The sequence below is a fragment of the Chryseobacterium sp. HR92 genome (assembly GCF_045689405.1).
Classification (GTDB): Bacteria; Bacteroidota; Bacteroidia; order Flavobacteriales; family Weeksellaceae; genus Chryseobacterium; species Chryseobacterium viscerum_A.
Window position 1 is genome coordinate 4,630,830 of the sequence record NZ_CP139139.1, and the last position, 25,380, is coordinate 4,656,209.

Below are 25,380 nucleotides of genomic sequence, written 5' to 3' on the forward strand. Positions count from 1 at the left end.
GAACAAAATAAAAGAAACTATATTGCTTCCTTATGCTTTTTGCGATAGGCATAATGGAAAATAATTGGCAGTATTGTAAATGACAGCAGCATACAGACAATCAATCCTCCAACAATCATAATGGCTAAAGGTTTCTGAATTTCAGAGCCCATTCCGTTTGACATCGCTGCAGGAAGAAGTCCCATAGATCCCATTAAGGCAATCATTACTACCGGACGGATTCTGCTTTTGACTCCCAGAGAAATAGATTCTTTGAGTGACATTCTGTTTTGCAGATTCTCTTTCATTACCCCAATCAGAACGATACCGTCTATGGTGGCGACTCCGAAAAGGATGATGAAACCGATTCCCGCTGAAATTCCGAAGATGGTTCCCGTAAACCAAAGGGATAAAAATCCTCCGATGAATGCAAATGCCAATGTAATGGAAGAAATCAGTGTGTCTTTTATATTTCCGAAGTTGAAATATAACAGCATCAGAATAAGAACTAAAGAAATCGGTACAACCATTGCAAGCTGTTTTGCAGCTCTTTCTTTACTTTCAAATTCTCCGGCCCATGTCATTTTATGATTTTTCGGAAGCTTTACTTCTTTATCTACTTTCGCTTTTGCTTCTTTGATGGTACTTCCAAGATCACGCCCTTCAATATTGAACCCAACTCCGATGTATCTGCTGTTTCCTTCACGGTAAATAAATGATGGACCAGTGTGATAATCAATAGTTGCAATTTCTTTTAATGGAACTTTTTTATTATCCTGAGTCGGAATAAGAATATTTCCCATCTTTTCCGGTGTATCTCTGTAATCTTTTTCAAACCTAAGCATTACGTCAAACATTCTTTCTTCTTCATAAAACTTTGTGGCAGCCTGTCCTCCGATCGTCATTTCAATAACAGCCTGCGCATCAGCTGTGGACACTCCATATTTTGCCATCTTGGAATCGTGAAGTTGTATTCTCAACTCCGGAAGCCCGATATTTTTGAAAACATTCACATCTGATATTCCGGGAACTGTTCTGATGGAATTGGCTACTTTATTAGCGTAATTTTCAAGTTCAAAAAGATCATTTCCAAAAATTTTAATGACCAGCGGAGCTTTTACTCCTGCTACATATTCTTCCACATTATCCTGAATCGGCTGGCTGAATCCGAAGTTGATGCCCGGATATTTTTCAAGGGAAACCCTCATTTCTTCAAGAAGTTCTTCTTTGGATATTTTTTTCTTCCATTCATTTTCAGGTTTCAGCTGGATATTAAATTCAATATTAAAAAATCCAGTGGGATCGGTTCCGTCATTGGGACGGCCTGTCTGGGTCATGACAAATTTTACTTCATCATACTTCATGAGAATCTCCTTCATTTCCTTAGTTAACCTTACAGATTCATCCAGATTGACACTGTTTGGAAGTGTTGCCCTTACATAGATTGCTCCTTCGTTCAGTTTAGGTAAGAATTCGGATCCATAATTGGAAAATCTCCAGCCACAAATGGCAAGCAAGGCAACGAACCCAATGATGAATCCTTTTTTGTGACGGTCACTGAATTCATAAATTCTATAAATATTGACTCTGAAGAATCTTGAAATAAAGTTTTCTTTCTCTTCAATATTTTTCGTCAACAAAAGTTTACACATGGCCGGAACGTAGGTCAAGCTTAAGATCAATGATCCTAACAATGCATATCCCAGCGTAAATGCTAATGGAGAGAACATTTTTCCTTCTACTTTCTGGAAAGAAAAAATCGGCATCAGGGCAACAATAAGAATCAACAGGGCAAAGAAAATATAACTTGCCACACTTCCTGCGCTTTTCTTGATGATTCCCAGTTTTGAAATTTTATTAAATCTCCGCAATCCAATCTTTTTTGCTTTAAGTTCGAGGGCGACAAAGACATGTTCTACAATCACCAGCGTTCCTTCCAGAAGCAATCCGAAATCCAGTGCTCCCATGGAAATCAGGTTGGCTGGAAGTCCTTGGATTTTCAACATAATAATTGCAAACAGGAAAGCCAAGGGAATTACTGACGCTACAATGAAAGTTGTTCTCCAGTTGTAAAGAAATATAAATACAATGATGGAAACAAGAATAACTCCTTCAATAAGGTTTTTGGAAACGGTATGAACGGTAGTGTTCACAAGCTCTGTACGGTCGATGATCGGAACAATCTGTACATCACCTGGAAGTTCTCCTCCGTTCAGCTCTTCTATTCTGTCTTTCAGCCTTGCAATCACTTCACTTGGGTTTTCACCACGAAGCATGATCACAATTCCTTCTACAACATCATTTTCTTTGTTATATCCTACCTGTCCTAGTCTTGGTTTCGCAGAAACTTTTACTTCTGCAACATGTTTCACCAGAATAGGCGTAGAACCTTTTACCTCGATCTGAATATTCTCAATATCTTCTTTTTTCTCTAAAAGACCAATCCCCCGCACTACATAAGCCTGATCACCTTTTGCTACTACATCTCCTCCTACATTGATATTACTCTTCGAAACTGCTTCATACACATCCAGGGGGGAAAGGTCGTAATTGTGTAGTTCCGTAGGATTAATTTTTATTTCATATGTTTTTTCTTCTCCACCAAAGCTTACCACATCAGCCACACCGGGAACGGCAAGCAATTCTCTTTCTACTACCCAATCCTGAATGGCTGTTACTTCTTTAATAGGAAGTTTACTTTTGATAATATATCTGTAGATTTCACCTGTAGCACCGGAAGGAGGCTCAATACTGTATTCTGCTCCGGAGGGGAGATTTACATTCCCGAGTTTATTGGAAGCATACTGCTGTGCATAAAAATCATTGACATGATCATCAAAAATAACTGTCACCACAGACAATCCAAACAGAGAAATAGAGCGCACCGATGTTTTATTCGGGATGGCATTCATTTCTTTGGAAATGGGTAATGTGACAAATTTTTCTATTTCTTCAGCACTTCTTCCCGGCCACTGGGTAATCACCCTCACTCTCGTATTGGTAACATCCGGAAATGCTTCAATAGGAGTATGCATATAGGAATAGATTCCTCCGGCCAGCAAAAGAAAAGTTCCCAAAAGAACAATCAATGAGTTTTTTAACGAGAAGGAAACTATATTCTGTACAAACTTTCGCATTACTTCGTGGAGTTATTTAATTGGTTTTTCAGGTTTTCATAGATCAGCAGTCCGTTGGAAGCAATGATGTCTTCACCTGGTTTTAAATTGCCTTCTACATAAATATACTGACTATTGGAAGCGATCTCTGTTACCGGTCTGATCTCAAGTTCACAGTCTTTTTTGTACACCACTACATAGCTTTGGTTGTTATCAAAGATTAAGGCTTTCGCAGGAATAGCTAATGCACTTTTATTTTGTGAATTCACTGGTAATACAACATCTGCAGACATTCCCGGTCTCAGCTTCATTCCGTTATTATCCATAATGATTTTAGCCTTCAGTACTCTTTCATTTTCATTAAAAACCTGAGAGATATTATTGATTTTCCCTGAAAAGCTGTCATCCGGATAAGCAAGCGTTTTTACTACTACAGGCTGATCTATATAAACATGTCTCATGTTGGTAGCATATACATTAGCCATTACCCATACTTTATCCAGATTGGAAATGGTAAACAGCTGATCTCCGCCGGCAGTAACAGGCATTCCTTTGGAAATATTTTTTGAAATAACATATCCGTCTGCCGGAGCTTTTATCTGAATGGTATTTCCACCCGCTGAATACAGCTGCATATTTTTCTGCGTTTTGGAAATATTGGATTGCAGTATGGCTACTTCGGAACGTGCTTCCTGCAAGTCTTTCTGAGAGGCAATATCATCTTTATACATAGCTTCTACAGAAGACAGTTTTCTTTTCGCCACCGCCAGCTGAGCCTGCAAGGTTTGAGTATCATCCTGCATTTCATTAACAGCTGTACTTTTTACACTTGCCAGCGTTTGTCCTTTTTTCACATAATCACCAAGGGAAAAATAAGTATCCATCACCACTCCATCCACAAGGCTTACAAAAGGAACCGTTTTATCAGAATTGCTTTCCACTTCTCCGGTAAGGGTAATGCTCTCTTCTATGGGAAGCATTTCTGCTTTGGCCAGTTTAATATCTTTTTTAAGTTCTTTGCTGATGCAATAGCCTTTTTCAGCTTCCTTATTTTCCTGTTTTCCGGCACAGCCTGTAAAAATAATGAGGGCAGACAGGTAAGCTGCGGCAATGTATTTAGTAATATTTTTGTTCATATCTTATAAATCTTGTCCTACAACATACTGCAGGTTTTCGTAGTATTGATTAAGTTCTTTTTTAGTATCCAGAATGATCATTTTATTTCCGATATAGGTATCCAGAAAATCCATGTATTCCAGCATGCTGATATTTCTTAGTCTGAAGTTTTTCTCGTGGCTTACCAGCAAACCATCCAGCGTAGATTCGTAATTGTCATCAATCTCTTCTGAAACCTGCTGTGTTCTGATATAGTTTCTGAAAACCGATACAATTTCGTTCTCAGATTTCAGCATATTCTTACGAGTCTCCAATTTGCTTTTCTCAATCTCAAGCCTGGCTTCCTGAATATTACCTTTGTTACGGTCGAAAATGGGAAGGTCCATAGAAACACCCAGCCCTATAAAGTCTTTCATGATATTTCCGCCACGGTCGTAACCTATAGAAACTGCAACATCGGGTGTTTTCATAGCATTTTGAATTTCAAGGTTTTTCGTAGCATGTTTCTCTTTATTTTTTGAGATCATGATATCCGGGCGGTTTTCTTTTGCCTTTTCTATCCATTGCGTCACTTCCAGTTCTGAAAGTTGTTTTTCAGGCATCACAAATGAATCTGACATCACCAGATAAGATGGGGACGGCAGCATCAATAGGACTTTAAGCTCTACCTGCTGGTCTTCAATTTCCTGTTTCAATGAAATCAGTTTCTTTTTGAATTCAATTTCCTGCGCCTTTAAGCGGACGTATTCAGCTTTACTGATATTGCCGAGATTTAATTGATTATTGTATGATTTTGTTAACTTCTCAATGGAAGCAATCTGCCCCTGATAGACTTTCTGCTGTTCCTGATTGTAAAGAATATCAGTAATGGTGTTTCTGAGTGTCTTCTTAAGTTCACGCAAAACTTCCTGCAATTCATACTTTTCTCCTTCCACTTCTATTTTCTGCAGTTCAATGTTTTTTCTTCTTTTACCCGCAGTCTGAATCACCTGTTCTATTTCAGCAGAAATCTGGGTATTCTTTCCCCAGTTTCCAATAAGTGCAGGCTGTTCTTCGATGTCGTAGGTTCTCCATAAATTCACTTCACTGATGCTTAATTTGGGATTAGGCCAATATTTTGCCTGAACAGCTCTTGCTTCAGCTTGTGAAATTTCAAGCTTCTGCGCAATAAGGTCGAGGTTTTTAGCCAGAAAAATAGTCTCAGCTTCCTTTCTGCCAATTTTCAGGGTATCTGAAATCTGTGCTGAAAAGAAACTGAAACAATGAATATAAAATAGTGTAAAAAATAGCTTCTTCAAGGTCTCTTATTTTAAGACTACAAAGCTATTTGTCTAATATTAGAGGGAATTTTAAACAAAATTAAAATTCGGTTAGTTCAACATTAGAGTTTGATTAGAACTTTTTTTATTCCTGAGAATTGTTTTTGAATTAAGATGTCTTGCCTGCTCCTATTGAATATTTTAATCTCTCACAGATTTCACGGATGACACAGATTTTTTAATATTTAAAATGAATCTAAAATCATCAATCTGCGGGATCTGGGAAATCTGTGGGAGAAAAAATCAAGAATTAACAGGAAATTCTAGGAGAACGCTTGTACCTACATTCACAGTAGAATCTATTTTCATCACAATATGATGATGATCAAAGATACTTTTTGAAAGTGATAAGCCAATTCCACTGCCCTTCACAGTATCTACATTTTTTCCTCTGAAGAAGGTTTCAGATATTTTCACAAGATCATCAGTAGGAATTCCTCTTCCTTCATCTCTGACCTCAATATACAAATGGTTGTCTTTCTCTGACAGTATAATCACCACAGGTTTATCAAAGGAATATTTGATCGCATTTTCTACAATATTGTACAATGCGAGATATAACAACGTTTCATTTCCGGGAAATTCCAGCAAAGCAGGTTTTGTTACCTGAAGTTGTATTTTAATGGATGAATTGTTTTCTTTTGCTTTGGGTTCTAATTTTTCGTAGATTTTCCAGATCAGCTCATCCACTCTCATTTGCTTATGGGAAGATTCAAGTTTTGTCATTCCGGACATCAGCAAAAGATTGTTGAGAATATTTTCAATCTCGTATACGTTTTCCAATGACTCTTTGGCCACTTCCTTATATTCTTCCGGAGTACGGTCTTTTTGAGCAAAAACTTCCAGATTTCCAGAGATAGCGGCTAAGGGAGTTTTAAATTCATGAGAAACATAATTGATAAAATTCTGCTGTAAGAGTACGTTTTCAGAAATTCTGCCCAACAGTTTATTATACGACTTTATAAGATCTTCAATTTCATCATTGGTATTTGTGGAAGTAATGATTGCTGTAGAGATGTTATTATATTCCACTTTATTGATGCGTTCAACAACGTTGGAAATGGGTTTATAAACCACCTTTGAAAGATATCTGCTCAGAAAATAAATTGCAAGCAATCCAATTAACAGTACGGAAAGCATGATAATCGCCAGCCTAAGGATCTGTGATTGAAAAGAATCATTTGAAGATTTTACAAAAACCACAAAATCACCCTGATTATCCGGATAAAAAATTCCATAGTAGAATTGATTATCAGACATAAACTGTATTCCTTTATTATTGCGTACAGCCTGTAAATGGGAAAGCTGTATATTCTTATCGTTCAGATTATGCCCAAAAGTCACTTCATTATTCTGGTTATAGACTGCAACCCTGTTATTCTGAATCAAGTGATTGTATTCTTTTTTGATCTGAGCATGGCGGTCTTTCGGAAGTTCATCTTTTTCGAGATAGTAAATAGCAGAAATAAGAGCTGTATTTCTCAGCTTTTCAAAATAAAAAATCTTGGTACTGTCATAATAGGCAAAGAATATCACCGCAGATGTGATGATAGAAACAATGCCGAAAGAAAGGCTTGAAATAAGGGTAAATCTGTTTCTGAGCGTCATTTTCAGTCTTTGATCAAATATCCGGTTCCTTTCACCGTATGAATAATTTTCTGTTCTGTTTCATCAATCTTGTTACGGACATAGGAAATATAAACATCCACTACATTCGTTGTATTATCAAAATCAATCCCCCATACCTTATGTAAAATCTGAGTTCTGCTCAGTACTTTATTTTTATTCTCCATCAGGAAAGTAAAAAGTTTGTATTCTGTAGGGGAAAATTCTATTTCCTTATCGTTCTGCGTTACTTTGTGAAGATCAGTATCAATCACGATATTTGCACATGATAAATATTGATCTTCCTTCTGATAGCTTAATTTATTTCTTCTCGTTAGCGCTTTAATCCTTGAAATCAGTTCTTCAAAATGGAAAGGTTTTGATAAATAATCATCAGCACCCATATCCAGCATTTTGATTTTATCATCAGGACTGTTCAGGGCGCTTAAAACCAAAATCGGGGTATAATTTCCTTTAAATCTGATAATCTGAGTAAGCTGCATTCCATCCAATCCGGGAAGCATAATATCCATTAAAATGAGATCAAAATCATAGGTATGAAGAAGTTCACGCGCTTTTTCCCCGGAATCTGCAAGGGTAAGATTGTATCCAGCCTCTGAAAGGCCTTTTATCAGGAAATTGCTGATTCTTTGATCATCTTCTACCAACAAAATATTCATCATTTTCTGAAATTTCCCATAAATATAAGTATTCTTGTTCAGAAAGGAAGCCAGAAGAAGGAAGAGGGAACTAACTTCCAACATCCTTCTTCCTTCTTCCAGCCTTTTTTCATAATTTTGGAAGATGGAGATGCTATATTTAATTATTGGGTTGATTGCCGGTGGTATACTTGGCGCCGTTATATTATATTTTGCGCTGAAATCATCAATGGTTTCAAGAAGTGTTTATGATGCGCTGAACACCTTATCTATTAAAACCCAGTCTGATCTCGAAAATTCAAATCTGAAGATTCAGGAACTTCATCAGAATATCAGCAAAGAAAGAGAAGCTAATATACTGCAGCAGGATCTTTTGGACGATCTGAAAAATGAATTTTCTAAAATCTCCGCCGAATATTCGTCTTTAAATATTCAGTTTCAGGAATTAAAACAAATCAATCTGAAACATACTTCTCAGATAGAAACTCATATTCTTGAAAAGCAAACTCTTTTTGCTAAAAACTCTGAGCTTTCTGCAAAAAATGAAGGTCTTCAACAATCTCTTGATACCCAGAAAGAAGAAATTATCAAGATTCAGGAAGATTCTAAACTTCAGTTTGAAAACCTCGCCAATAAAATTTTAGAAGAAAAAACAGAAAAGTTTACTACTTTAAATCAAAATAATTTAAAAAATATCCTTGAGCCTTTTCAGGAGAAAATTGCCGACTTAAAAAACAAGGTCAACGAAGCCTACGAAAAGGAAAATAAAGAACGTTTCTCCCTTGCCGAAAAAGTAAAAGAACTTGCAGAATTAAACCAACAGATCTCTGAAGATGCCAAAAAACTGACCCGCGCTCTGAAAGGAGAAAGCAAAACCCAAGGAAACTGGGGCGAGATGATTCTGGAAAGTATTCTTGAAAAATCAGGATTGGTAAAAGGAAGAGAATATTTCCTGGAACATGAATTACGTGATGAAGATAACAAAGCTTTATTCTCTGAATTTTCCGGAAAGAAAATGCGACCTGATGCTGTTGTAAAATATCCGGATGAAAGAAATGTCATTATTGATTCTAAAGTATCACTGACTGCTTTCACAGAATTGGTAGACGAAACTGACGCCGATATTTATGCTATAAAATTGAGCCAGCACCTGGGATCTATCAAAAATCATATTAATCAATTAAGTCAAAAAGCATACGATGACTATGGGAAATCACTGGATTTCGTAATGATGTTTATTCCTAGTGAACCAGCTTATATTGCTGCGATGCAGGCAGACCAGAATCTTTGGAACTATGCCTACGAAAGAAGAATCCTACTGCTTAATCCAAGCAATCTGATTACTTCTCTTAAACTGATTGCTGATCTTTGGAAACGTGAATACCAAAACCGAAATTCCATAGAAATTGCTGAACGCGGGGCAAGACTTTATGACAAATTTGTAGGTTTTGTGGATAACTTAGAGAAAGTTGGAAGAAATCTTGATCAGGCAAAGAATGTATATAATGATGCCTACAAACAGCTTCATACAGGAAATGACAATCTTGTAATACAGACTCAGAAACTGAAGTCATTAGGGATTAAAAACAAAAAAGACCTGCCTCAAAGTCTTATTGACAACAGTAATTTTATTGAGCCATCAGAAAGCTAAAACCTTGCTTTTATGTTTTCATTTGCAGCATATCCATATCCAAAATCCGAATCTTTCAAAGAAATCTTTGTTTCTTCTTTGGGAGCCGGAGTATCTGTATATCTGTTTCTGATTATTTTTCAGCCCTTTGGTACAGAAAGCTTTCATCACCCGTATAAATTTTTATTACTTTTCCCTTATTGCATTATTTTTGGAACAGCGTTTTTCATTACCAATCTTTTAACTTCTCGTTTTAGCAGCTGGAATATTGGTACTGAGCTTCTGAAAATAATATTCATTCTGTTTGTTGGATCAATTCTATCCTACTTTTACAATTCATTATTTCTGAGTCATGTACAACTTGACCTTGCTAATTATTTGTATATGTTCCTTTATTCTCTGGCTGTTGGTATTCCAGTTTCTATCATATATATTTTATCGCGGTATATCTATTTAAAGAATATCCATGAAAATACAGCGCAGAGTATTTCTCAACATCTTCCCGTTTCGGATCCTGAACAACAACAAAATTTGTTAAAAATATCAGCTCAGAATACAGAACTTAGCATCAATGAAAAAGATTTTCTTTGCGTTCAGTCCATGGAAAACTACTGTACATTTTACTTTTTAGAGAATAACAGCTTAAAAAAAACAGTAATCAGAATAAGCTTTTCCAATGCTTTACAACAAATCGAAACAACTTCTGTCAAAAAATGCCACCGTTCTTATATTGTTAATCTTAGAAGGGTAAAAAATCTCAAAGGAAATGCTCAGGGCTATAAATTAATTCTCCCTGAAATTGATTTTGAAATTCCCGTTTCAAGAAGTTTTATTCATTCAATTATTCCTCAATTACAACAACTAAATCTGTAAAGTTGTCATTCGTCACTATTACTTGCTACTCATCACATTAACTTGAAAGCATAGATTTTAAACCACATTTTTGCTCAAAAATTAACCAACATGAGTAAAAACATCCGTTTCTTCTTCATCTTTATTTTAGGTTTTACAATCTATTATTTCTCCGATTTTTTCTTTTTTAGAAACATTCAGACGTTCTCAAAAAATCTGTTTCACAACAAAGCAATAGCCCATGTAATTGCTTATTCAGTAACTTTAATTCCATTGATGGCTACATTAAAAATTCTGTTACCCAAAAGAAGCATTTCAGAGCTACTTTCATTAAATAAGTCCATTTTCAAAGGATTTACTTTGGCACTTATTGGAACTCTGCCTATGCTTATCGGATACATGATCCATTTTAAAGCAATCAGTAAAATAAATCTTGAAACACTATTTATTAACACCCTTTCGTCAGCATTTTTTGAAGAGATCATTTTCAGAGCTTTTCTTATCGGAATACTATACAGGTTTACCAGGCTTGGTTTTTTATCCTCGGCCTTATTAGGCTCTTTACTCTTTGCACAGGTTCATTTATATCAAAGTCAGAACATAACAGAACTTACTGAGATATTTGCCATTACATTTCTAGGTTCAATATTCTTTTCCTGGGTATATTTTGAATCTGAATATAACTTATGGACTGCCATCTTCCTTCATTTCTTTATGAATTTGTACTGGGAAATCTTTAATGTATCAGAAAATGTTTCCGGAAACCTCTATGGAAATCTGTATAAACTGATCTCAATTGCAGTCTTGATAGTAGTTATCATCTATTTTAAAAGAAAAAATAAAATCCCGTTTGAAGTAACATGGAAAAGCCTTTTTATCAAAACCAGAGAAGTTCAATCATAAATTTTGCATAATTTTGCAGCATGTTGATAGAAAGTTTTCAAAACGATAAAATAAAAAACGTCACTAAGCTCCTTACTGACAACAGATTCCGTAAAAAATCAAAAGTTTTTGTAGTAGAAGGCCAGCAGGAAAATGAAAGAGCTATGCAGTATGATTTTGAACCGCTGGAGTTCTTTATCTGTGAAAATATCTTTAAGGGAACCCTACCCGAGGGAAAAATCCATCATGTAAGTGAAAAAGTATATGAAAAAATAGCTTACCGAGGAAGTTCTGAAGGAATTATCGGGATCTACCAGGCAAAAGAAACTCCGCTTTCATCATTTGTTCCTAAAGAAGATTCTACGGTAATTATTGTTGAAGGCATAGAAAAACCGGGAAATCTTGGAGCTATTTTAAGAAGTTGTGAAGCGTTTGGAGTAGATGCACTGATTGTTGCTGACGGAAAAACAGATTTTTATAATCCTAATGTGATCAGATCCAGTGTGGGCTGCCTTTTTGGAATGGAAGTATATCAGGCTGAAAATGAAGAAACATTGGAATTTCTTCAAAAAAACAGTTTCAATATTTACACTACACTTATGGATGAAAGTGCTGAAGATCTTTATAAGAGAGATTTCAGACAGCGTTCAGCAGTATTATTCGGTACTGAACATTCAGGATTGAGTGATTTCTGGATAGGAAAAGGAAAAAACACTTTGATTCCTATGGCCGGAAGTATTGATTCTTTAAATCTAAGCAATGCAGTGGCGATTACTTGCTATGAATCTTTAAAACAAAAGAAAGGATAATAATTTTGGACTTTATCCTATGTAGCTTTTTATAAAATAAGATTGCTTCGCCTTCGGCCCGCAATGGCTAAGCATAAAAAAACCGTCTCACTGAGTGAAACGGTTCTTTTATTGTTAAGCGTATGCTAGAATTATTTCTTAGCAGCGTCTTTTGCAGCATCTTTAGCAGCATCAGCAGCTCCTTTAGCAGCATCAGCAGCTCCTTTAGCAGCTTCTCCAGCTCCTTTAGCAGCATCTTTAGCAACTTCAGCACCAGCAGCAGTTGTAGCAGCAGCAGCATCTTTAGTAGCTTCTACAGCAGTAGTTGCAGCAGAATCAACAACTTTAGCAGCTGAATCAGAAACTACAGCAGCAGAATCAGCTACAGTAGCAGCAGCAGAATCAGTTGCTCCTTCAGTAGAAGTAGCTTCAGTTTTTTTACAAGCAACTAGAGAGATTGCAGCGATAGCAGCTACGAATAATGACTTTTTCATAATAAATTAAATTTAATTTTGTTAATATTGTTTTATAAAATTTTCTTCTGTTCTGTTATTTGAACAAGACAAAGGTATAGCAGATAGAAAATTTGTTTATGAAAAATAATTGTAATACCTTTGTAAAATAGTTTTACAAAAAAACATAACTGATAATCAACAATTTAATTATTTTTTGAAAAATTGACAGATTTAGATCTATTACACTTTGAGCAGCTAAAAAAGGATGTTCAGGGTCAATACTTAAAAGAACATACCCCTTCGCAGGATGATATATCCAAGTGGAAGGGTATTGATATAATATATTTTCAGGAAGACCTGCGCAAAAAAGCAAAAGGTAACATCAGTGAAAAGTCATTTTATACGTATTTCAAAAGTTCGCCGGTTACCAAATTACCAAGGATAGATATGCTCAATTTACTGAGTATTTATGCGGGTTACGACTCTTGGTATGAGTTTAAGAAACTGCATCTTTTTGCAGGTGAACTGCTTCAGGAAAATGAGAATTTGGAGGAGGAAGAAATCAGTGAATTAGAAAAAACAGTTTCTGAAGCTCCTGAACTTCCAAAAACTGAAAATCAGCCTAAAAAAGTTGAAATCCGCACCCCGGAAAACAATGATTTACAAAAATCAAATACTGACAATCAACATATTACACAAAACAAAAGCACTACTCAGGAAATTGAAATTTCATCTGTTCCGCCTAAGAAAAATTTCTTCAAAAAGAACGCCTGGGCATTGGTTACTTCCGTTTTGATTACCATCACTGGTCTTTTAGGATTTAAAGATGTCCTTTTTTCAAAAACTTATAAATATTGTTTCATCGATAAAGACAGAGGAGTTTCCGTGATCAACACTTTAGAAATAATGGTGGTGAAGGAAAATGAATCCCCATTGATGTACAAAATAAAACCTGGTGAGTGTTTTTATTATTCTACTAAGGATAAAAATTTAAAAATGCGCATAAGTGCTCCTTTCTACGAACCTCTGGAAGTCAATAGAAACCTTGAGAATGCACCTGAAGAGGAAAAAATAGAACTAAAGCCGGACGATTACAAGATGGCAGTGTACTATTTCTCAATAAAAGACATCAAAGGAGGAAATCCAGACGAACAGGTTGCTCTTATTAAGCAGAAAAGAAATCAGCTGGAAAATCTGATCAGCAGTAATGCTGTGATCTATCAGGTATATGACAATGATACCTACGGAATAGAAAGACTGGATAAACAGAAATACATCACTCTGGTAACCACTCCTACAACTTCACTGAAAAACCTGAATGTAATAGAAATGAAAAAGGATAACAAAGGAAAGATTGTATCCATTAAATTTAAAATTGCTACCACAAATGAAAAGAATAAGTAATTTTTTAATTTTCACTGTGCTTCTGACATTATTTATTGCCTGTAATAATAAAACCTCAGAGGTAAGTGACCTCGATAAGCTACGAAACAGCAACAATGAAAAGAGTTATCCTGCAGTGCAGATGGACAGCATGCAAGCGATCAACTCAATTACCAAACAGAAGGTTCAGGAACTTTTTGACCTTTCTACTCTTTACCTGTCCGGAAACAGAAATACAGAAATAGATACCGTTATTTATTCACAAATGGAAAGCTATTTCCATAAACCGGATTCTTTGACATTTAAAAGATTACTAAAGGAACTGGATAGCATGAAAGTAAAAACAGCAAAGGTGAGCAATCTGAATGTTTATAAAGAGTTCTATAAAAAAGACACATTGGACTATGCTAAGTTTAATGTAGAGTACTTTGACAATAAGAATAAGTCCCTGGGAAGCTTTGAGAAGAATGCACAGTATATCCTGCTGTCTACTTCCAAGCTCAAAAAGGAATTTAAATTCTACTTTTTGGATTTTTATTCCAAACCGCTTAAGAAAGACAGCACTTCCGTAGGAGTAACCAAATAGTCAACGGGAATATCATTTTCCCAGACATCATCCACATATTCATCGGGGTCAAAATAATTGACTCCGATTTTTTTGGTATCTGTTGAAACGTTCCGGAATAACCAATCATAAAAACCTTTCCCATATCCTACCCTATTTCCTTTTCTGTCACAGTACAGCAATGGCGTAATCACATATTGAAAGTTATTTTCATCCGAATCTTCATTAGAAACAGGCTCAGAAATCCCCCAGCGGCTGGTTTCAAAAACAGTATCTTCAAAAATTTCAATATTAATAAGCTTATCATCTACAATTTTAGGGACATAAACACGGATATTCTTCGCTAAAAAATAGTGAATGAAGATTTGGGTATCAATTTCATTTCTTGCCAGGATCGGGATAAAAACATGTACTTTCTCTCCTTCCTGCGGGTTGAAGTAATGAATGAAATTTTCAAAAATCTTTTCAGATAACAAGAAAGCCTCATCAGTAGACAAGGCTTTTCTTTTTTGGGTATATTTTTTTCTAAGCTCAGCTTTTAGCATAATTATTAAGTTATTTTAACTGAAATAATTTTTACCGGACAAGCTTTTTCAGCTTTATCGTTTATTCCTGATTATGCGTTTTGCACAATTCTGTACAGCTTATCAGATAAACGAACTCTGAATGGAAGTTCGAAAGTGATCTGATCTCCAATTTTTGCTGTTTCACAAGGCCCTCCATTTGCATAGATTTCAGTAATGGTAATTTCCTGTTCTCCGGTTGTAGGACCAGAAATTAATACTTTATCTCCTACTGACAAATCTTTATTTTCAATTAAGAACTGTGCAATTTTTGATTTTGAAAAATAATGCTCAGCCTTTCCGATCAGCTCTTTTTTAACAGCAATCTTTTGACGGATATTCTTTGTTTCTGCTTTTGCTAAAGGCTTATCTGACAAATCACCTGAATTTTTAAATTTCAGGGCATCAGATTTTCCTTTTCTGAATACTTTATTTCCAACTTGTAACCCTTTTCTTAGCTTCACCTGTTCATCCCAAGGCAGATGTACAATATCCAGACATTCTGTAGAACAGCAGTTTTCCATTGCTGCTTTACATTCATCACATTGGATAAATAAAAGGTGGCATGCATCATTGGCACAGTTGGTATGGTTATCACAAGGTTTTCCACACTGGTGGCATTGTGCAATAATATCGTCTGTAATTCTTTCCCCTAAACGGTGGTCAAATACAAAGTTTTTACCAATAAATTTACTTTCTATTCCTTCTTCTTTAATCTGGCGGGTATATTCAATGATCCCTCCTTCCAATTGGTAAACATTTTTAAAACCCTGATGTTTAAAGTAAGCACTGGCTTTTTCGCAACGGATACCTCCGGTACAGTACATCAAAAGGTTTTTATCTTCTTTAAAGTCTTGTAACTGTTCATTGATAATCGGTAAACTTTCTCTGAAGTTTTCCACATCCGGAGTAATAGCGCCTTCAAAGTGGCCTACTTCACTCTCATAGTGATTTCTGAAATCTACAACGATGGTATTCGGATCTTCAAGTAAATTATTGAACTCCTGAGCTTTTAAGTGAATTCCTTTATTGGTTACATCAAAAGTTTCGTCATTCAAACCGTCAGCAACAATTTTATTTCTAACCTTGATTGTTAGTTTTAAAAAAGAATAGTTATCCTGGTCAACAGCGACATTCAAACGGATTCCTTTCATAAAATCATAAACTTCCAGCGTATTTCGAAAGGCCTCAAACTGATCCGCAGGAACACTCATCTGAGCATTGATTCCTTCTTTTGCTACATAAATACGGCCAAGTGCATCCAGTGCATTCCAGGCAATAAATAATTCGTCGCGAAATTTTTTGGGATCTTCAATTTTGGCATACGCATAGAAAGACAAAGTAAGACGGTCTTTACCGGCTTCATCAATAAGTTGAGCTCTTTCTTCTGCGCTTAAGGTGTTATACAGTTGCATGCTATAAACGTTTTAAGTGAGAATAAAATTTTTGCAAAGATAAGAATTTTTGAATTAAGTATCTTTATGACACAAATCACAGGTAATGAATAAGGAGGCACAAACATTGAATAATTGGTAATAAATAATGGGAAACGGAGTGTACTTTACACTCTGTAACCTGACATATTTTCTTTAATTTTATTTTAAGCTTTGTTAACTCTGACATTAACAATTATGACATAAGATATAAAATGACATAATAGCCGTTAAATTTTAGTTAAAATTGAAACATAGCATACTAATTGCTTACTTATTTAACATTAAATTTGTTTACTCAAAAACATAAAAAAGAAATTAATTAATAAACAAGAAAGATATACAATGAAGAGTACTTTAAAAAAACTATTACCATTTGCAGTAGTAGGAGTAATTTCCGGAGCTACTACCGTTGGAGCCATACAATATTTAGGACACAACTCCAACAATGGAGATCAATCTTATTTCACAACTTCAGCACCTAATACTTCATTTGCAGGAATGAATACGGGAGCAGTAGGTGACGATTTTGTGAAAGCAGCCAAAACAACTGTTCCGGCTGTAGTTACTATTAAAAATTACCAAAGCAGAACAGCAAGCAGAGCTTCAGAACAGGATCTGTTCGACTTTTTCTTCGGAGATCCTTTCGGGGGAAGAGGCCAGGGCCAGCAGAGACAGAAGCAGCAACAGGCTCCTGACAATATGCCATCGGGAATGGGTTCAGGGGTAATCATCTCTCCGGACGGTTACATTATTTCCAACAACCACGTGGTAGCAGGTGCCAATAAGCTGGAAGTGGTATTAAGCAACAAAAAATCATATATCGCTACTCTTGTAGGAACGGATCCCAATACAGATATCTCTCTCTTAAAAATTGAAGAAAAAGGTCTTCCTTATTTAAATTTTGCGAATTCTGATAATATTGATGTGGGACAATGGGTACTTGCAGTAGGAAATCCACTTGGATTAAACTCTACGGTAACAGCAGGTATTGTTTCTGCTAAAGGAAGAGGTATCGGAATTCTAAGCAGCCAGGGAAAAGCAGCTAATCCTATTGAAAGCTTTATCCAGACGGATGCTGCGATCAACCCGGGTAACTCAGGAGGAGCTTTGGTGAATACTAATGGCGAGCTTATCGGGATCAACTCTGCAATCCAGTCTACTACAGGATATTATCAGGGATATGGTTTTGCTGTTCCTTCTAACTTAGCCAGAAAAATTGTTGAGGATATCAAGAAATTCGGAATTGTACAGAGAGGATTCTTAGGAGTTCAGTCTTTAGATCTTTCAAATGATCAATTGGTAACTTCCTACAATCAGCAATATAAAACCAACTTAAAAATAGGGTCTGGAATCTATATTACAGGGTTTGGTGAGAACAGTGGTGCAGAAGATGCAGGTCTGAAAAAAGGAGATGTTATCACAAAAGTAGACAGCTACGATATCACTGACTTTGCAGATCTCTCTATGTCAATTGGAAGCAAACGTCCGGGTGATAAAGTACAGGTAACATATTTAAGAAACGGTAAAGAAGGTACTACTACAGTAACGCTTAGAGACCAGAAAGGAGGTACTTCTACGAGAACTAAAGCTGACCTGAGCGTAACTGAAAAGATTGGATCAGAATTCCAAAGCATTGATGACAGAACGAAGGCATATTACGGCTTAAATAGCGGTGTGGTTGCTAAAAATGTTATTGAAGGAAGCGAAATGGCTAAAGCAGGAATTGTAGACGGTTATATCATCACTGAAATCAATGGTAAGCCTGTAAATTCACAGAAAGATGTGGAAAGTTTACTGAATAAATTCTCAGGAACCGCACAAATAAAATACATGGACGATTACGGAAGAAATTACCAGAGAGGATTCAAAATGCCTTAATTAACTTTTTTGATTTACCATTAAAAAATTAACCATTCTTACTTAAGAATGGTTTTTTTATGGAAAAAACAAAGAGTTTTAATCCAAAATAGAAACCTATATAAAAAACACATAAAGGCCTGATGATTTATTTTTTTATAAATTTGGAAAAACCAAAATGTATGAAAAAAGCTACCTATAAGGATAGAGAAAAGGTCGTCAATATTTTATGCCAGGCTTTCATAAATGTTCTTATCCCTAATTCTATCAATTTTGTCATAAAGAATTCAGGCAACAGATATAAGAGATTGAGAGCATTAATGGAATTTCAATTTGATTTATCAATGCTAAATGGAAGCATATTTCTTAGCGACGATCATAAAGCGTGCATTTTATACTTAGACAAATTCCAAATCAGTTTTAAAAAAATATGGCTTGAAATAAAATTGTTGTTCAAATGTATTGGATTTGAAAATACGTTTAAAATTTTAAAACGAGAAAGACTCTTAGCAACGTTTCATCCAGAAGAAGAATTTGTTCATTTATGGTTAATGGCTGTAGTTCCTGGTGAACAAGGAAAAGGAATTGGAACAAAACTTTTAAAGGAATCTATGAGTAAATATGAGAATGAACTCATATATGTTGAAACAACAACATTAGAAAACAGAACCTTTTATCAACAAAATGGATTTACCATTTTCCATGAAACTTTTGAGTTGTCTTACCCTCTTTACTTTTTGAAATATGTTTAATACAGAAATCTGTTCCGCAACATTTATTTTATAATATTCTCCTTAAATACTCAACCTTATATCCTAAATAAAAACGCTGCAGAGATCTGCAGCGTTTTTTTATTATTTATTTAGGCTTATTCATTTTTTCAGCAATTCTTTTCTGCTTGTTCCGCTCATAAATAACTTCTACAATCTTACCCCCAATCCAGGAAAACGGAAAGAATGTAAGAAAAATAGAGATCTTATAAAATGTAGGATGGTAAGGAAATATAATTACATCCAGCATAGCGATAAAGAGCATAATAAAACCGATCAGAATAGCATAAGCTACTTTAGCGTATTTAACAATGATAGCCGTTGCAACACCTCCAATAGTAGTTCCCAATCCGGAAATAAACAACAGGAAGCCAAAAAATGCCTGATCATCTTTCATACTGAAAAGAAACCTCTGCCAGTGCTCAAACGGAGCAAAAGCCTCAAAAGTAACCCATTGCGGAAAAACCCTTATACCAAGAGTAATAATAAGCCCTGCAATACCAAGACCTACCAGAACCGCAATTGTATTTCTTATAAAATTCATTAATCCTGATGTGCGATCATAGAAATTTCGATATCCACATTTTTAGGCAGGCAAGAAACCTGTACTGTTTCACGGGCAGGATAGCTTTCTGAATCTAAGTAAGAAGCATAGATATCATTCATTACAGCAAAATCATCCATACTCTTAAGGAAGATGGTAGCTTTTACAACGTTTTTGAAAGTCATTCCGGCTTCAGTAAGAATGGCTTCAAGGTTTTTCATTACCTGGTGTGTTTCTTTTTCAATTCCTTCTACCAATTTACCAGTTGCAGGATCTACAGGAATCTGTCCGGAGATATACAAAACTCCGTTTGCCATATTAGCTTGTGAATAAGGGCCGATAGCTGCAGGTGCATTAACTGTGTTGATGATTTGTTTCATAGCGGATATTTATTTTTTTCTATGGTCATATGTCATCACTTTTGCCGGTAAGAAAATTCTGCCAGCAGTGATTTCATTAGAATTTATTTTGATTGCAAATATAAAATTTATATTCACAAATGCCAATCTGATATTAGAAAGGTGCATTAGGCTGGGTAAAGCTTCTGTCTTTGTACTTCAGTGCGTCACTTAAGATATTGGCTTTTATACCAATAAAGAAGTCATACACTTTATACTGTCCGAAAGGAACCCAGTTGAAATTGATTGTAAAACTTCGCTGATCTCTTGAGAAACCAATTCTTGTATATGCCAATTCCTTAGTCACCATATCATAATGCGTACTTCCGTTGATATTCCAGAAAGGAGTCAGCTTGATGCTCCCATCTAATCCTATAGATGCAATTTTATTGGCAAATCTGCTCAGGCCTTTTGAGTAAGCATAGTTCGCACTGATGTTTAAAGTCCATGCCTGATCAAAATGAGCATAATGATCATCATCAAAATAATAATTTTCGTTTCGGACTTCTCCTTTTGAGGAATATTTTTTAGCATAATCGGTCTTCTCTCCAAAAATTTCGCTGCTTAAAGGATAAGATAACTGAACATTGAATCCCTGTACACTGAAGTGCCCGAACTGCTCTGTTCTTACTCCTGAATCCTGACCTGAAGAGAAATCTATTTTATAAGGTTCCAGTGCAAGACTGGTATTCACCGTAAGTTTATTATTGAAGAATGAAGACTGTCCGTTGATTGAAAATACAGACCAAGGGTGATCATTAGCTGCAAAGTTGTAGCTTCCTGAAAGGTTTAAAGATTCAAATATCTTGATTTTTTTCACCCCTGTAGAATCACTCTTAGACTTTACTTTCATCTCGATATTGTTACCGATATTGAAACCTAAAGCACCCTGCATTCCGCTTGACGGGCTTCCTATGATTCCTTTTTCGAAAATAGAATAAGGAGTCAACGCTCCGGTTGCATTGTAATAATTTCTGTAATATCCGAAATTAGGACTTGAGAAATCAGGAGAATATGTGAAGCTTACACTTGGGGTCATCATATGTCTTACCGCTTCTACGGCAGATCCTTTTTTGAATTTCATCATCCCGAAAAGTGTGGTCTGAAGACTGGCAGAAGTAGAGAATGTAGAATATCCTGAGAAGTTTTTATTGATCTCATCCACTGTTACATTCTTTACCGGATCATAATATCTATTAAGCGTTTTCGTAGTCAAAGCATTATCGATATTGGCGCTTAAACTGAACGTGAAATATTTTGCCACTGTGGTATTGGTAGCCAATGCGATATTATTTTTAAGACCCGTCTGCATTTTGTCCCACATTTCTTTTTTAAACAGCTCGTTCTCCTGAGTATTCACAAAATTGGTAAGGTTGAAACCTGTATTCACTGTAATATTTTCAAGAAGCCCCTGTCTTATTCCTGTTCTTGATTTAAACAGGTAAAACTGGTTAATCGCTACGTTCATTTGTGGAAGACGAAGGTCTGCCAATCCTGTTGCAAAGTTTTGTGAATAAGAAGCCGTTCCTGTAATGGTTGCCGGAAGTTTCAGAAATCTTTTGGTAAGGGTTACCGTAGAATTCTGCTGGGTATTCAATACATTCTGGTTGAAAATATAGTTATTGTTAAGCGGGTTGTTATAAAACTTTGTACTTACGATGTCCACAGAAGCACTGAATGTAAGGAAAGGATTGGCTTTAGAATCCTGAGAGTGGGTCCAGTTAATTCTATAAGTACTGTTCTTGGTATAGTCATCCAAACCTTTAATACCTCTTACCATGGTTCCTACATCTGCTGTAAAGTTTCCAGAGTAACGGTACTTCTTCTGATAATTCACCTGAGGACGCAAATTCCAGCTTCCTTTTGTATAAATATCTGCTAAAACCTTAACGTCAAAGTGTTCTCCAATTGGCTGGTAATATCCTATTCCATTAAGGAAAAAACCTACATCTTCCCTTTCTCCGAAACTAGGAATCAGGATACCGGCTGCTCTTTTATCTGAAAACGGTAAAATGGCAAACGGAAGATAAAGAGGCGTAGGAACCTGCTCAATAAACATCTGGATAGGTCCTGTAACGATTTGGGATTTTGTTTTGGTTTTAATCAGCTTAATATTATAAGCTCTCATAAAATAATCCGCAGCTGTATCTTTTTTCTTAATGAAATAATCATCCGTTGTATAATCCGCTTTTCTCATCGCGAATACGGAGTCGTTATATTTTTTGGTCTTCTGAGCTATAATTACCCCTTCACTTTCTTCTGTTCTTGCATTGAAAGCAATCGCCTGTTTGGTTTTTGTGTTATAGCTGAATTCGTTGGTTTCGTATTTTTTTCCAGCCTGGGTGGTAATTACAGGTTCAATGATTTTTCCTAAGGAATCTTGTTTTCCTCTGGCATAAATCAGATTTTTATTATCATCTATTGAAATATAGTCTGCATCAATCTGCATATCCTGATACTTCACCTGTGCATTTTTGTTCAGAAAAGTCATCTTTTTGGGAATGTCTCTTCTCTGATCATCAGCTTTTGTGCGAAGAATATCATCCAAAGTTTCTTTTTTTACAACTATGGTATCCTTTTTGGAAATAGTATCATTAACCGCATTTTTAGGCAATTTTTCAGGAGTTTTCTGTGCTAAAAAATTGTTAAAAATTAGGATAATTAAAATTTGTAATATATTTTTGAGGACGGTTTTGGCCAATTTTATTATATATAATTAAGGCCCAAAATTAATATAATTTTTATAACTGTAAGATGCACAAACAAAATTTTAAAATAATTTTATCATTTCTCCTTATCCTTACCAGCAACTTTATTTTCTCTCAGAAGAAGTTTACTATCGTTCTGGATGCGGGACACGGAGGAAGTGATCATGGAGCCAACAGGACTTATTCCGACATTGGAAGAGTGGCAGAAAAAGACATTACACTTGCTATTACGTTAAAAGTAGGCGCAATGTTAGAGAAAAACAGAGATTTCAAAGTTATATATACCCGTAAAATTGACGAGTATCCTTCTCTATCTGACAGAACCAATCTGGCGAACAGGAGTAAAGCAGATCTTTTCGTATCAATTCACTGTAATTCTTCCCAAAGACCTACAGCTTACGGTACAGAAACTTACGTACAGGGACCTAACCAGAATAACGAAAATCTTGAGGTAGCCAAAAGGGAAAATGACGTAATCTTCCTGGATGAAAAAGATAAACAGACCTTCGGTTCTTATAATCCCGATTCTCCTGAATCATTGATTGCATTAAAACTTCAGCAGAGCAAATATCTGGAGTCCAGTCTTCTTTTGGGCGGATTGGTAGAAGATAACTTTGTGAATAAAGATAAACGTTCCTCAAGAGGTGTTTTCCAAAAGAACCTTCACGTTCTCCGTATGAATGCCATGCCATCTGTACTAATAGAAACTGGTTTCATCAATCATCCTGAAGAAAGTCACTACATCGCTTCGGACAAGGGGCAGACTGAAATTGCAGAAAGTATTTACAACGCTATTATTGATTATAAAAAAGCAGTTGACAGAAAATCAGGAGGTTCTATCTCAGTCAGAAAGCCGGAACCGGAAAAACCTGCAGAAGTTCCTTTGAAAAATGATTTCAGGATTCTATTGATGAGTTCGCCTACGAAATACAATGAAAATGATCCTGCTCTGAAAGGATTGAATTACATTCTTACTCTTAAAGAGAACGGACAATACAAATATTACTATGCTGTAACAAATATGTCCTCCATAAAAGATATTAATCTTAAAACAGCGAAGGATGCAGGATTTAGAAATGCTTTTGCCGTAGGATTTATGCCAAATCAAAGGATTAACATGGGTTATTATACGATAGAAGTATATACCGGAGATAAACTGAATGGCAATTCTTACATCCTTCAGAATCTGAAAGATGTAGAAAGAGAGAAAGACAATGGCGTTTTTTATTATACCTATGGAAAAGTATACACGCTGGAAGATGCAGCAAAACTTCAAAAGGAACTTGAAGCTAAAGGTGTCAAAAACACAGTGATACAAAAAGTGTATAAATAATTAAAAAAATAATTTTGAAGTTAAAAAGTTAATGATTACTTTTGCAACCTCAAAATTTGGCCTATTCGTCTAGTGGTCAGGACTCAAGATTTTCATTCTTGCAACAGGGGTTCGATTCCCCTATAGGCTACAAACTTACAAACCTTTAACGGCTCCGTTAAAGGTTTTTTTTACGGGTTATTTTTTCACCTTATTGTACTTTTAAAGCCAGCTTGGATATTTTCTGAAAACTCTGTTAAAGTTAATTTTCTTCGGATTTTTATAGTATCCTGAAAAAATTGTTAGGAATTGCAACATTCTAACAACTTGAAAATTACTATCATTATAATATAGAACGTTTACTTTTATTGTAAAAATTCATTCCATTTATGTTATATGTCACAAAAGCATTATATTTGCAAAAAATTTAGCCATGGTTGGTCACTCAAATATGGCAGCACTGATGAAAAATAATATTGATAAATCATTGTTTGTAGTTTTCTACAGGCTACCAAATTTTATATCATGCCGGATTTAAAAATACAAGAAGCGAAATTGCTTTTTAAGAAAATCCACTCTAACCCAAAAAGTTATGATTTACAAATCAATGAAGACGGGATTACAGGCAGAGATGATAAAATCAGTTTCAGACTTTACAGGGCTGGAGAAAGGGTTGCTTTTGAGGTAACAATTGACGGTCTCACTTTCACCAACACCACTGGAGAATGGAACAATGCATTGATCATGCTGGGAAATACGATCAAAAAATTAGAAAAAGAACAAGAAAATTTAAAAATAGAACAAGCAATAAATAAACTAAGAAAGTACCTTTCAGAAGAAAATTAAAATTTTTGAAAATAAATTTGGTAGTTTTAAAAAAAGTTTATAGTTTTGCACTCACATTTAAACGATATGGCAAATCATAAATCAGCACTAAAGAGAATCAGACAAAACGAAACTAGAAGACTTCGTAACAGATATTACCACAAGACTGCTAGAACAGCTTTAAAAGCTTTAAGAAATGAAGAGAACAAAGCTGCTGCTACAGAACAACTGCCAAAAGTTATCGCTTTATTGGATAAATTAGCTAAGAAAAATATTATCCACAAGAACAAAGCGGCTAACTTGAAAAGCAAATTGACAAAGCACGTTAATAAATTAGCGTAAAAATATAGCTGGCCCGTTCGTCTATCGGTTAGGACCTCAGATTTTCATTCTGGTAAGAGGGGTTCGATTCCCCTACGGGCTACTTACATCTTATAAGACCACTGTAACCACGGTGGTTTTATAAAGATCACAGTAGAAAAAGCTATATTAAAATAAATCTAACCGGCCCGTTCGTCTATCGGTTAGGACCTCAGATTTTCATTCTGGTAAGAGGGGTTCGATTCCCCTACGGGCTACAAGATTAAGAGTTGATACTTATAAAAACAAAAACTAACA

The 25,380-nt window shown here is 35.5% G+C and carries 22 protein-coding genes and 3 tRNA genes; 14 read left to right on the top strand and 11 right to left on the bottom strand.

Annotation, left to right across the window (positions count from 1 at the left end; genetic code table 11):
- Positions 1-17: 17 nt before the first annotated feature.
- The 5 genes from SFA27_RS21035 to SFA27_RS21055 form a co-directional block, all read right to left on the bottom strand.
- Positions 18-3,116 carry an efflux RND transporter permease subunit gene (locus tag SFA27_RS21035; RefSeq protein WP_407294670.1) on the bottom strand — a complete coding sequence of 1,033 codons (3,099 nt, stop codon included), beginning with the start codon at positions 3,114-3,116 and terminating at the stop codon, positions 18-20.
- Entirely contained in the window at positions 3,116-4,231 is a 1,116-nt protein-coding gene (locus SFA27_RS21040) for an efflux RND transporter periplasmic adaptor subunit (protein ID WP_407294672.1), read from the bottom strand. Before SFA27_RS21040 ends, SFA27_RS21035 begins: the two co-directional genes overlap by 1 nt.
- Positions 4,232-4,234: 3 nt before the next feature.
- Positions 4,235-5,509 (bottom strand): TolC family protein, encoded by a 1,275-nt coding sequence (locus SFA27_RS21045; protein ID WP_407294674.1) that lies wholly within the window; start codon positions 5,507-5,509, stop codon positions 4,235-4,237.
- Between the two features lie 264 nt (positions 5,510-5,773).
- Complete coding sequence (locus tag SFA27_RS21050) at positions 5,774-7,138, bottom strand: ATP-binding protein (protein WP_407294676.1); 1,365 nt, start codon at positions 7,136-7,138, stop codon at positions 5,774-5,776.
- Between the two features lie 2 nt (positions 7,139-7,140).
- Entirely contained in the window at positions 7,141-7,815 is a 675-nt protein-coding gene (locus tag SFA27_RS21055) for a response regulator transcription factor (protein ID WP_047376694.1), read from the bottom strand.
- Between the two features lie 124 nt (positions 7,816-7,939).
- Here SFA27_RS21055 and rmuC point away from each other — a divergent pair, with 124 nt between their 5' ends.
- The 4 genes from rmuC to SFA27_RS21075 all read left to right on the top strand — a co-directional run bounded on the left by rmuC (position 7,940) and on the right by SFA27_RS21075 (position 11,967).
- On the top strand, positions 7,940-9,445 hold the full coding sequence (gene rmuC / locus SFA27_RS21060) for a DNA recombination protein RmuC (RefSeq protein WP_264518760.1): 1,506 nt from the start codon (positions 7,940-7,942) through the stop codon (positions 9,443-9,445).
- A 12-nt stretch (positions 9,446-9,457) separates the two neighbouring features.
- Complete coding sequence (locus tag SFA27_RS21065) at positions 9,458-10,297, top strand: LytTR family DNA-binding domain-containing protein (RefSeq protein ID WP_264518761.1); 840 nt, start codon at positions 9,458-9,460, stop codon at positions 10,295-10,297.
- 90 nt (positions 10,298-10,387) lie between these two features.
- Positions 10,388-11,179, top strand: a complete 792-nt coding sequence (locus tag SFA27_RS21070; protein WP_047376548.1) for a CPBP family intramembrane glutamic endopeptidase — start codon at positions 10,388-10,390, stop codon at positions 11,177-11,179.
- Positions 11,180-11,199: 20 nt separating this feature from the next.
- Positions 11,200-11,967: a TrmH family RNA methyltransferase gene (locus tag SFA27_RS21075; RefSeq protein WP_407294679.1), complete on the top strand. Its 768-nt coding sequence runs from the start codon at positions 11,200-11,202 to the stop codon at positions 11,965-11,967.
- 131 nt (positions 11,968-12,098) lie between these two features.
- On the opposite strand, the gene SFA27_RS21080 is transcribed toward SFA27_RS21075, so the two are convergent.
- Entirely contained in the window at positions 12,099-12,440 is a 342-nt protein-coding gene (locus SFA27_RS21080) for a hypothetical protein (RefSeq protein ID WP_047376546.1), read from the bottom strand.
- Positions 12,441-12,623: 183 nt separating this feature from the next.
- Here SFA27_RS21080 and SFA27_RS21085 point away from each other — a divergent pair, with 183 nt between their 5' ends.
- Together SFA27_RS21085 and SFA27_RS21090 are read left to right on the top strand one after the other, a co-directional pair.
- Positions 12,624-13,805, top strand: a complete 1,182-nt coding sequence (locus SFA27_RS21085) for a hypothetical protein (protein ID WP_047376545.1) — start codon at positions 12,624-12,626, stop codon at positions 13,803-13,805.
- Positions 13,789-14,370, top strand: coding sequence for a hypothetical protein (locus tag SFA27_RS21090; protein WP_047376544.1), 582 nt, complete (start codon positions 13,789-13,791; stop codon positions 14,368-14,370). The genes SFA27_RS21085 and SFA27_RS21090 overlap by 17 nt, the downstream gene beginning before the upstream one ends.
- On the opposite strand, the gene SFA27_RS21095 is transcribed toward SFA27_RS21090, so the two are convergent.
- A complete protein-coding gene (locus tag SFA27_RS21095; protein ID WP_407294682.1) occupies positions 14,319-14,894 on the bottom strand; it encodes a 5-formyltetrahydrofolate cyclo-ligase in 576 nt (191 codons plus the stop codon). The two genes, SFA27_RS21090 and SFA27_RS21095, sit on opposite strands and share 52 nt — an antisense overlap.
- 71 nt (positions 14,895-14,965) lie before the next feature.
- Entirely contained in the window at positions 14,966-16,327 is a 1,362-nt protein-coding gene (locus tag SFA27_RS21100; protein ID WP_407294684.1) for a rhodanese-related sulfurtransferase, read from the bottom strand.
- A 363-nt stretch (positions 16,328-16,690) separates the two neighbouring features.
- Between SFA27_RS21100 and SFA27_RS21105 the strand changes: the two genes are divergently transcribed.
- Positions 16,691-18,226 carry a trypsin-like peptidase domain-containing protein gene (locus SFA27_RS21105; protein ID WP_047376692.1) on the top strand — a complete coding sequence of 512 codons (1,536 nt, stop codon included), beginning with the start codon at positions 16,691-16,693 and terminating at the stop codon, positions 18,224-18,226.
- Positions 18,227-18,387: 161 nt separating this feature from the next.
- Positions 18,388-18,957, top strand: a complete 570-nt coding sequence (locus tag SFA27_RS21110; protein ID WP_407294687.1) for a GNAT family N-acetyltransferase — start codon at positions 18,388-18,390, stop codon at positions 18,955-18,957.
- A gap of 106 nt (positions 18,958-19,063) precedes the next feature.
- Here SFA27_RS21110 and SFA27_RS21115 read toward each other — a convergent pair whose 3' ends face one another.
- From SFA27_RS21115 to SFA27_RS21125, 3 genes are all read right to left on the bottom strand, one after another.
- Positions 19,064-19,519 carry a hypothetical protein gene (locus SFA27_RS21115; RefSeq protein ID WP_047376540.1) on the bottom strand — a complete coding sequence of 152 codons (456 nt, stop codon included), beginning with the start codon at positions 19,517-19,519 and terminating at the stop codon, positions 19,064-19,066.
- Complete coding sequence (locus SFA27_RS21120) at positions 19,519-19,899, bottom strand: RidA family protein (RefSeq protein ID WP_034694591.1); 381 nt, start codon at positions 19,897-19,899, stop codon at positions 19,519-19,521. Before SFA27_RS21120 ends, SFA27_RS21115 begins: the two co-directional genes overlap by 1 nt.
- 133 nt (positions 19,900-20,032) lie before the next feature.
- Positions 20,033-22,618, bottom strand: a complete 2,586-nt coding sequence (locus tag SFA27_RS21125) for a putative LPS assembly protein LptD (RefSeq protein WP_047376539.1) — start codon at positions 22,616-22,618, stop codon at positions 20,033-20,035.
- Positions 22,619-22,671: 53 nt separating this feature from the next.
- Here SFA27_RS21125 and SFA27_RS21130 point away from each other — a divergent pair, with 53 nt between their 5' ends.
- The 6 genes from SFA27_RS21130 (at position 22,672) to SFA27_RS21155 (ending at position 25,340) form a co-directional block, all read left to right on the top strand.
- Positions 22,672-23,958 (top strand): N-acetylmuramoyl-L-alanine amidase, encoded by a 1,287-nt coding sequence (locus tag SFA27_RS21130; RefSeq protein ID WP_407294689.1) that lies wholly within the window; start codon positions 22,672-22,674, stop codon positions 23,956-23,958.
- A 58-nt stretch (positions 23,959-24,016) separates the two neighbouring features.
- Positions 24,017-24,088 (top strand) — tRNA-Glu (locus tag SFA27_RS21135).
- 374 nt (positions 24,089-24,462) lie between these two features.
- Positions 24,463-24,783, top strand: coding sequence for a hypothetical protein (locus SFA27_RS21140; RefSeq protein WP_047376538.1), 321 nt, complete (start codon positions 24,463-24,465; stop codon positions 24,781-24,783).
- Between the two features lie 66 nt (positions 24,784-24,849).
- Positions 24,850-25,104: a 30S ribosomal protein S20 gene (gene rpsT / locus SFA27_RS21145; RefSeq protein ID WP_002983073.1), complete on the top strand. Its 255-nt coding sequence runs from the start codon at positions 24,850-24,852 to the stop codon at positions 25,102-25,104.
- A gap of 10 nt (positions 25,105-25,114) precedes the next feature.
- Positions 25,115-25,186: transfer RNA gene (locus tag SFA27_RS21150), tRNA-Glu, on the top strand.
- 82 nt (positions 25,187-25,268) lie between these two features.
- A tRNA-Glu gene (locus SFA27_RS21155) sits at positions 25,269-25,340 on the top strand.
- The last annotated feature ends 40 nt before the right edge of the window (positions 25,341-25,380 follow it).

Excerpts from the sequence above, each read along its gene's own strand:
- SFA27_RS21035 (WP_407294670.1), bottom strand. The coding sequence starts at position 3,116 with ATGCGAAAGTTTGTACAGAATATAGTTTCCTTCTCGTTAAAAAACTCA.
- SFA27_RS21040 (WP_407294672.1), bottom strand. The coding sequence starts at position 4,231 with ATGAACAAAAATATTACTAAATACATTGCCGCAGCTTACCTGTCTGCC.
- SFA27_RS21050 (WP_407294676.1), bottom strand. The coding sequence starts at position 7,138 with ATGACGCTCAGAAACAGATTTACCCTTATTTCAAGCCTTTCTTTCGGC.
- SFA27_RS21055 (WP_047376694.1), bottom strand. The coding sequence starts at position 7,815 with ATGAATATTTTGTTGGTAGAAGATGATCAAAGAATCAGCAATTTCCTG.
- rmuC (WP_264518760.1), top strand. The coding sequence starts at position 7,940 with ATGGAGATGCTATATTTAATTATTGGGTTGATTGCCGGTGGTATACTT.
- SFA27_RS21065 (WP_264518761.1), top strand. The coding sequence starts at position 9,458 with ATGTTTTCATTTGCAGCATATCCATATCCAAAATCCGAATCTTTCAAA.
- SFA27_RS21070 (WP_047376548.1), top strand. The coding sequence starts at position 10,388 with ATGAGTAAAAACATCCGTTTCTTCTTCATCTTTATTTTAGGTTTTACA.
- SFA27_RS21075 (WP_407294679.1), top strand. The coding sequence starts at position 11,200 with ATGTTGATAGAAAGTTTTCAAAACGATAAAATAAAAAACGTCACTAAG.
- SFA27_RS21080 (WP_047376546.1), bottom strand. The coding sequence starts at position 12,440 with ATGAAAAAGTCATTATTCGTAGCTGCTATCGCTGCAATCTCTCTAGTT.
- SFA27_RS21090 (WP_047376544.1), top strand. The coding sequence starts at position 13,789 with ATGAAAAGAATAAGTAATTTTTTAATTTTCACTGTGCTTCTGACATTA.
- SFA27_RS21095 (WP_407294682.1), bottom strand. The coding sequence starts at position 14,894 with ATGCTAAAAGCTGAGCTTAGAAAAAAATATACCCAAAAAAGAAAAGCC.
- SFA27_RS21100 (WP_407294684.1), bottom strand. The coding sequence starts at position 16,327 with ATGCAACTGTATAACACCTTAAGCGCAGAAGAAAGAGCTCAACTTATT.
- SFA27_RS21105 (WP_047376692.1), top strand. The coding sequence starts at position 16,691 with ATGAAGAGTACTTTAAAAAAACTATTACCATTTGCAGTAGTAGGAGTA.
- SFA27_RS21110 (WP_407294687.1), top strand. The coding sequence starts at position 18,388 with ATGAAAAAAGCTACCTATAAGGATAGAGAAAAGGTCGTCAATATTTTA.
- SFA27_RS21115 (WP_047376540.1), bottom strand. The coding sequence starts at position 19,519 with ATGAATTTTATAAGAAATACAATTGCGGTTCTGGTAGGTCTTGGTATT.
- SFA27_RS21120 (WP_034694591.1), bottom strand. The coding sequence starts at position 19,899 with ATGAAACAAATCATCAACACAGTTAATGCACCTGCAGCTATCGGCCCT.
- SFA27_RS21130 (WP_407294689.1), top strand. The coding sequence starts at position 22,672 with ATGCACAAACAAAATTTTAAAATAATTTTATCATTTCTCCTTATCCTT.
- SFA27_RS21140 (WP_047376538.1), top strand. The coding sequence starts at position 24,463 with ATGCCGGATTTAAAAATACAAGAAGCGAAATTGCTTTTTAAGAAAATC.
- rpsT (WP_002983073.1), top strand. The coding sequence starts at position 24,850 with ATGGCAAATCATAAATCAGCACTAAAGAGAATCAGACAAAACGAAACT.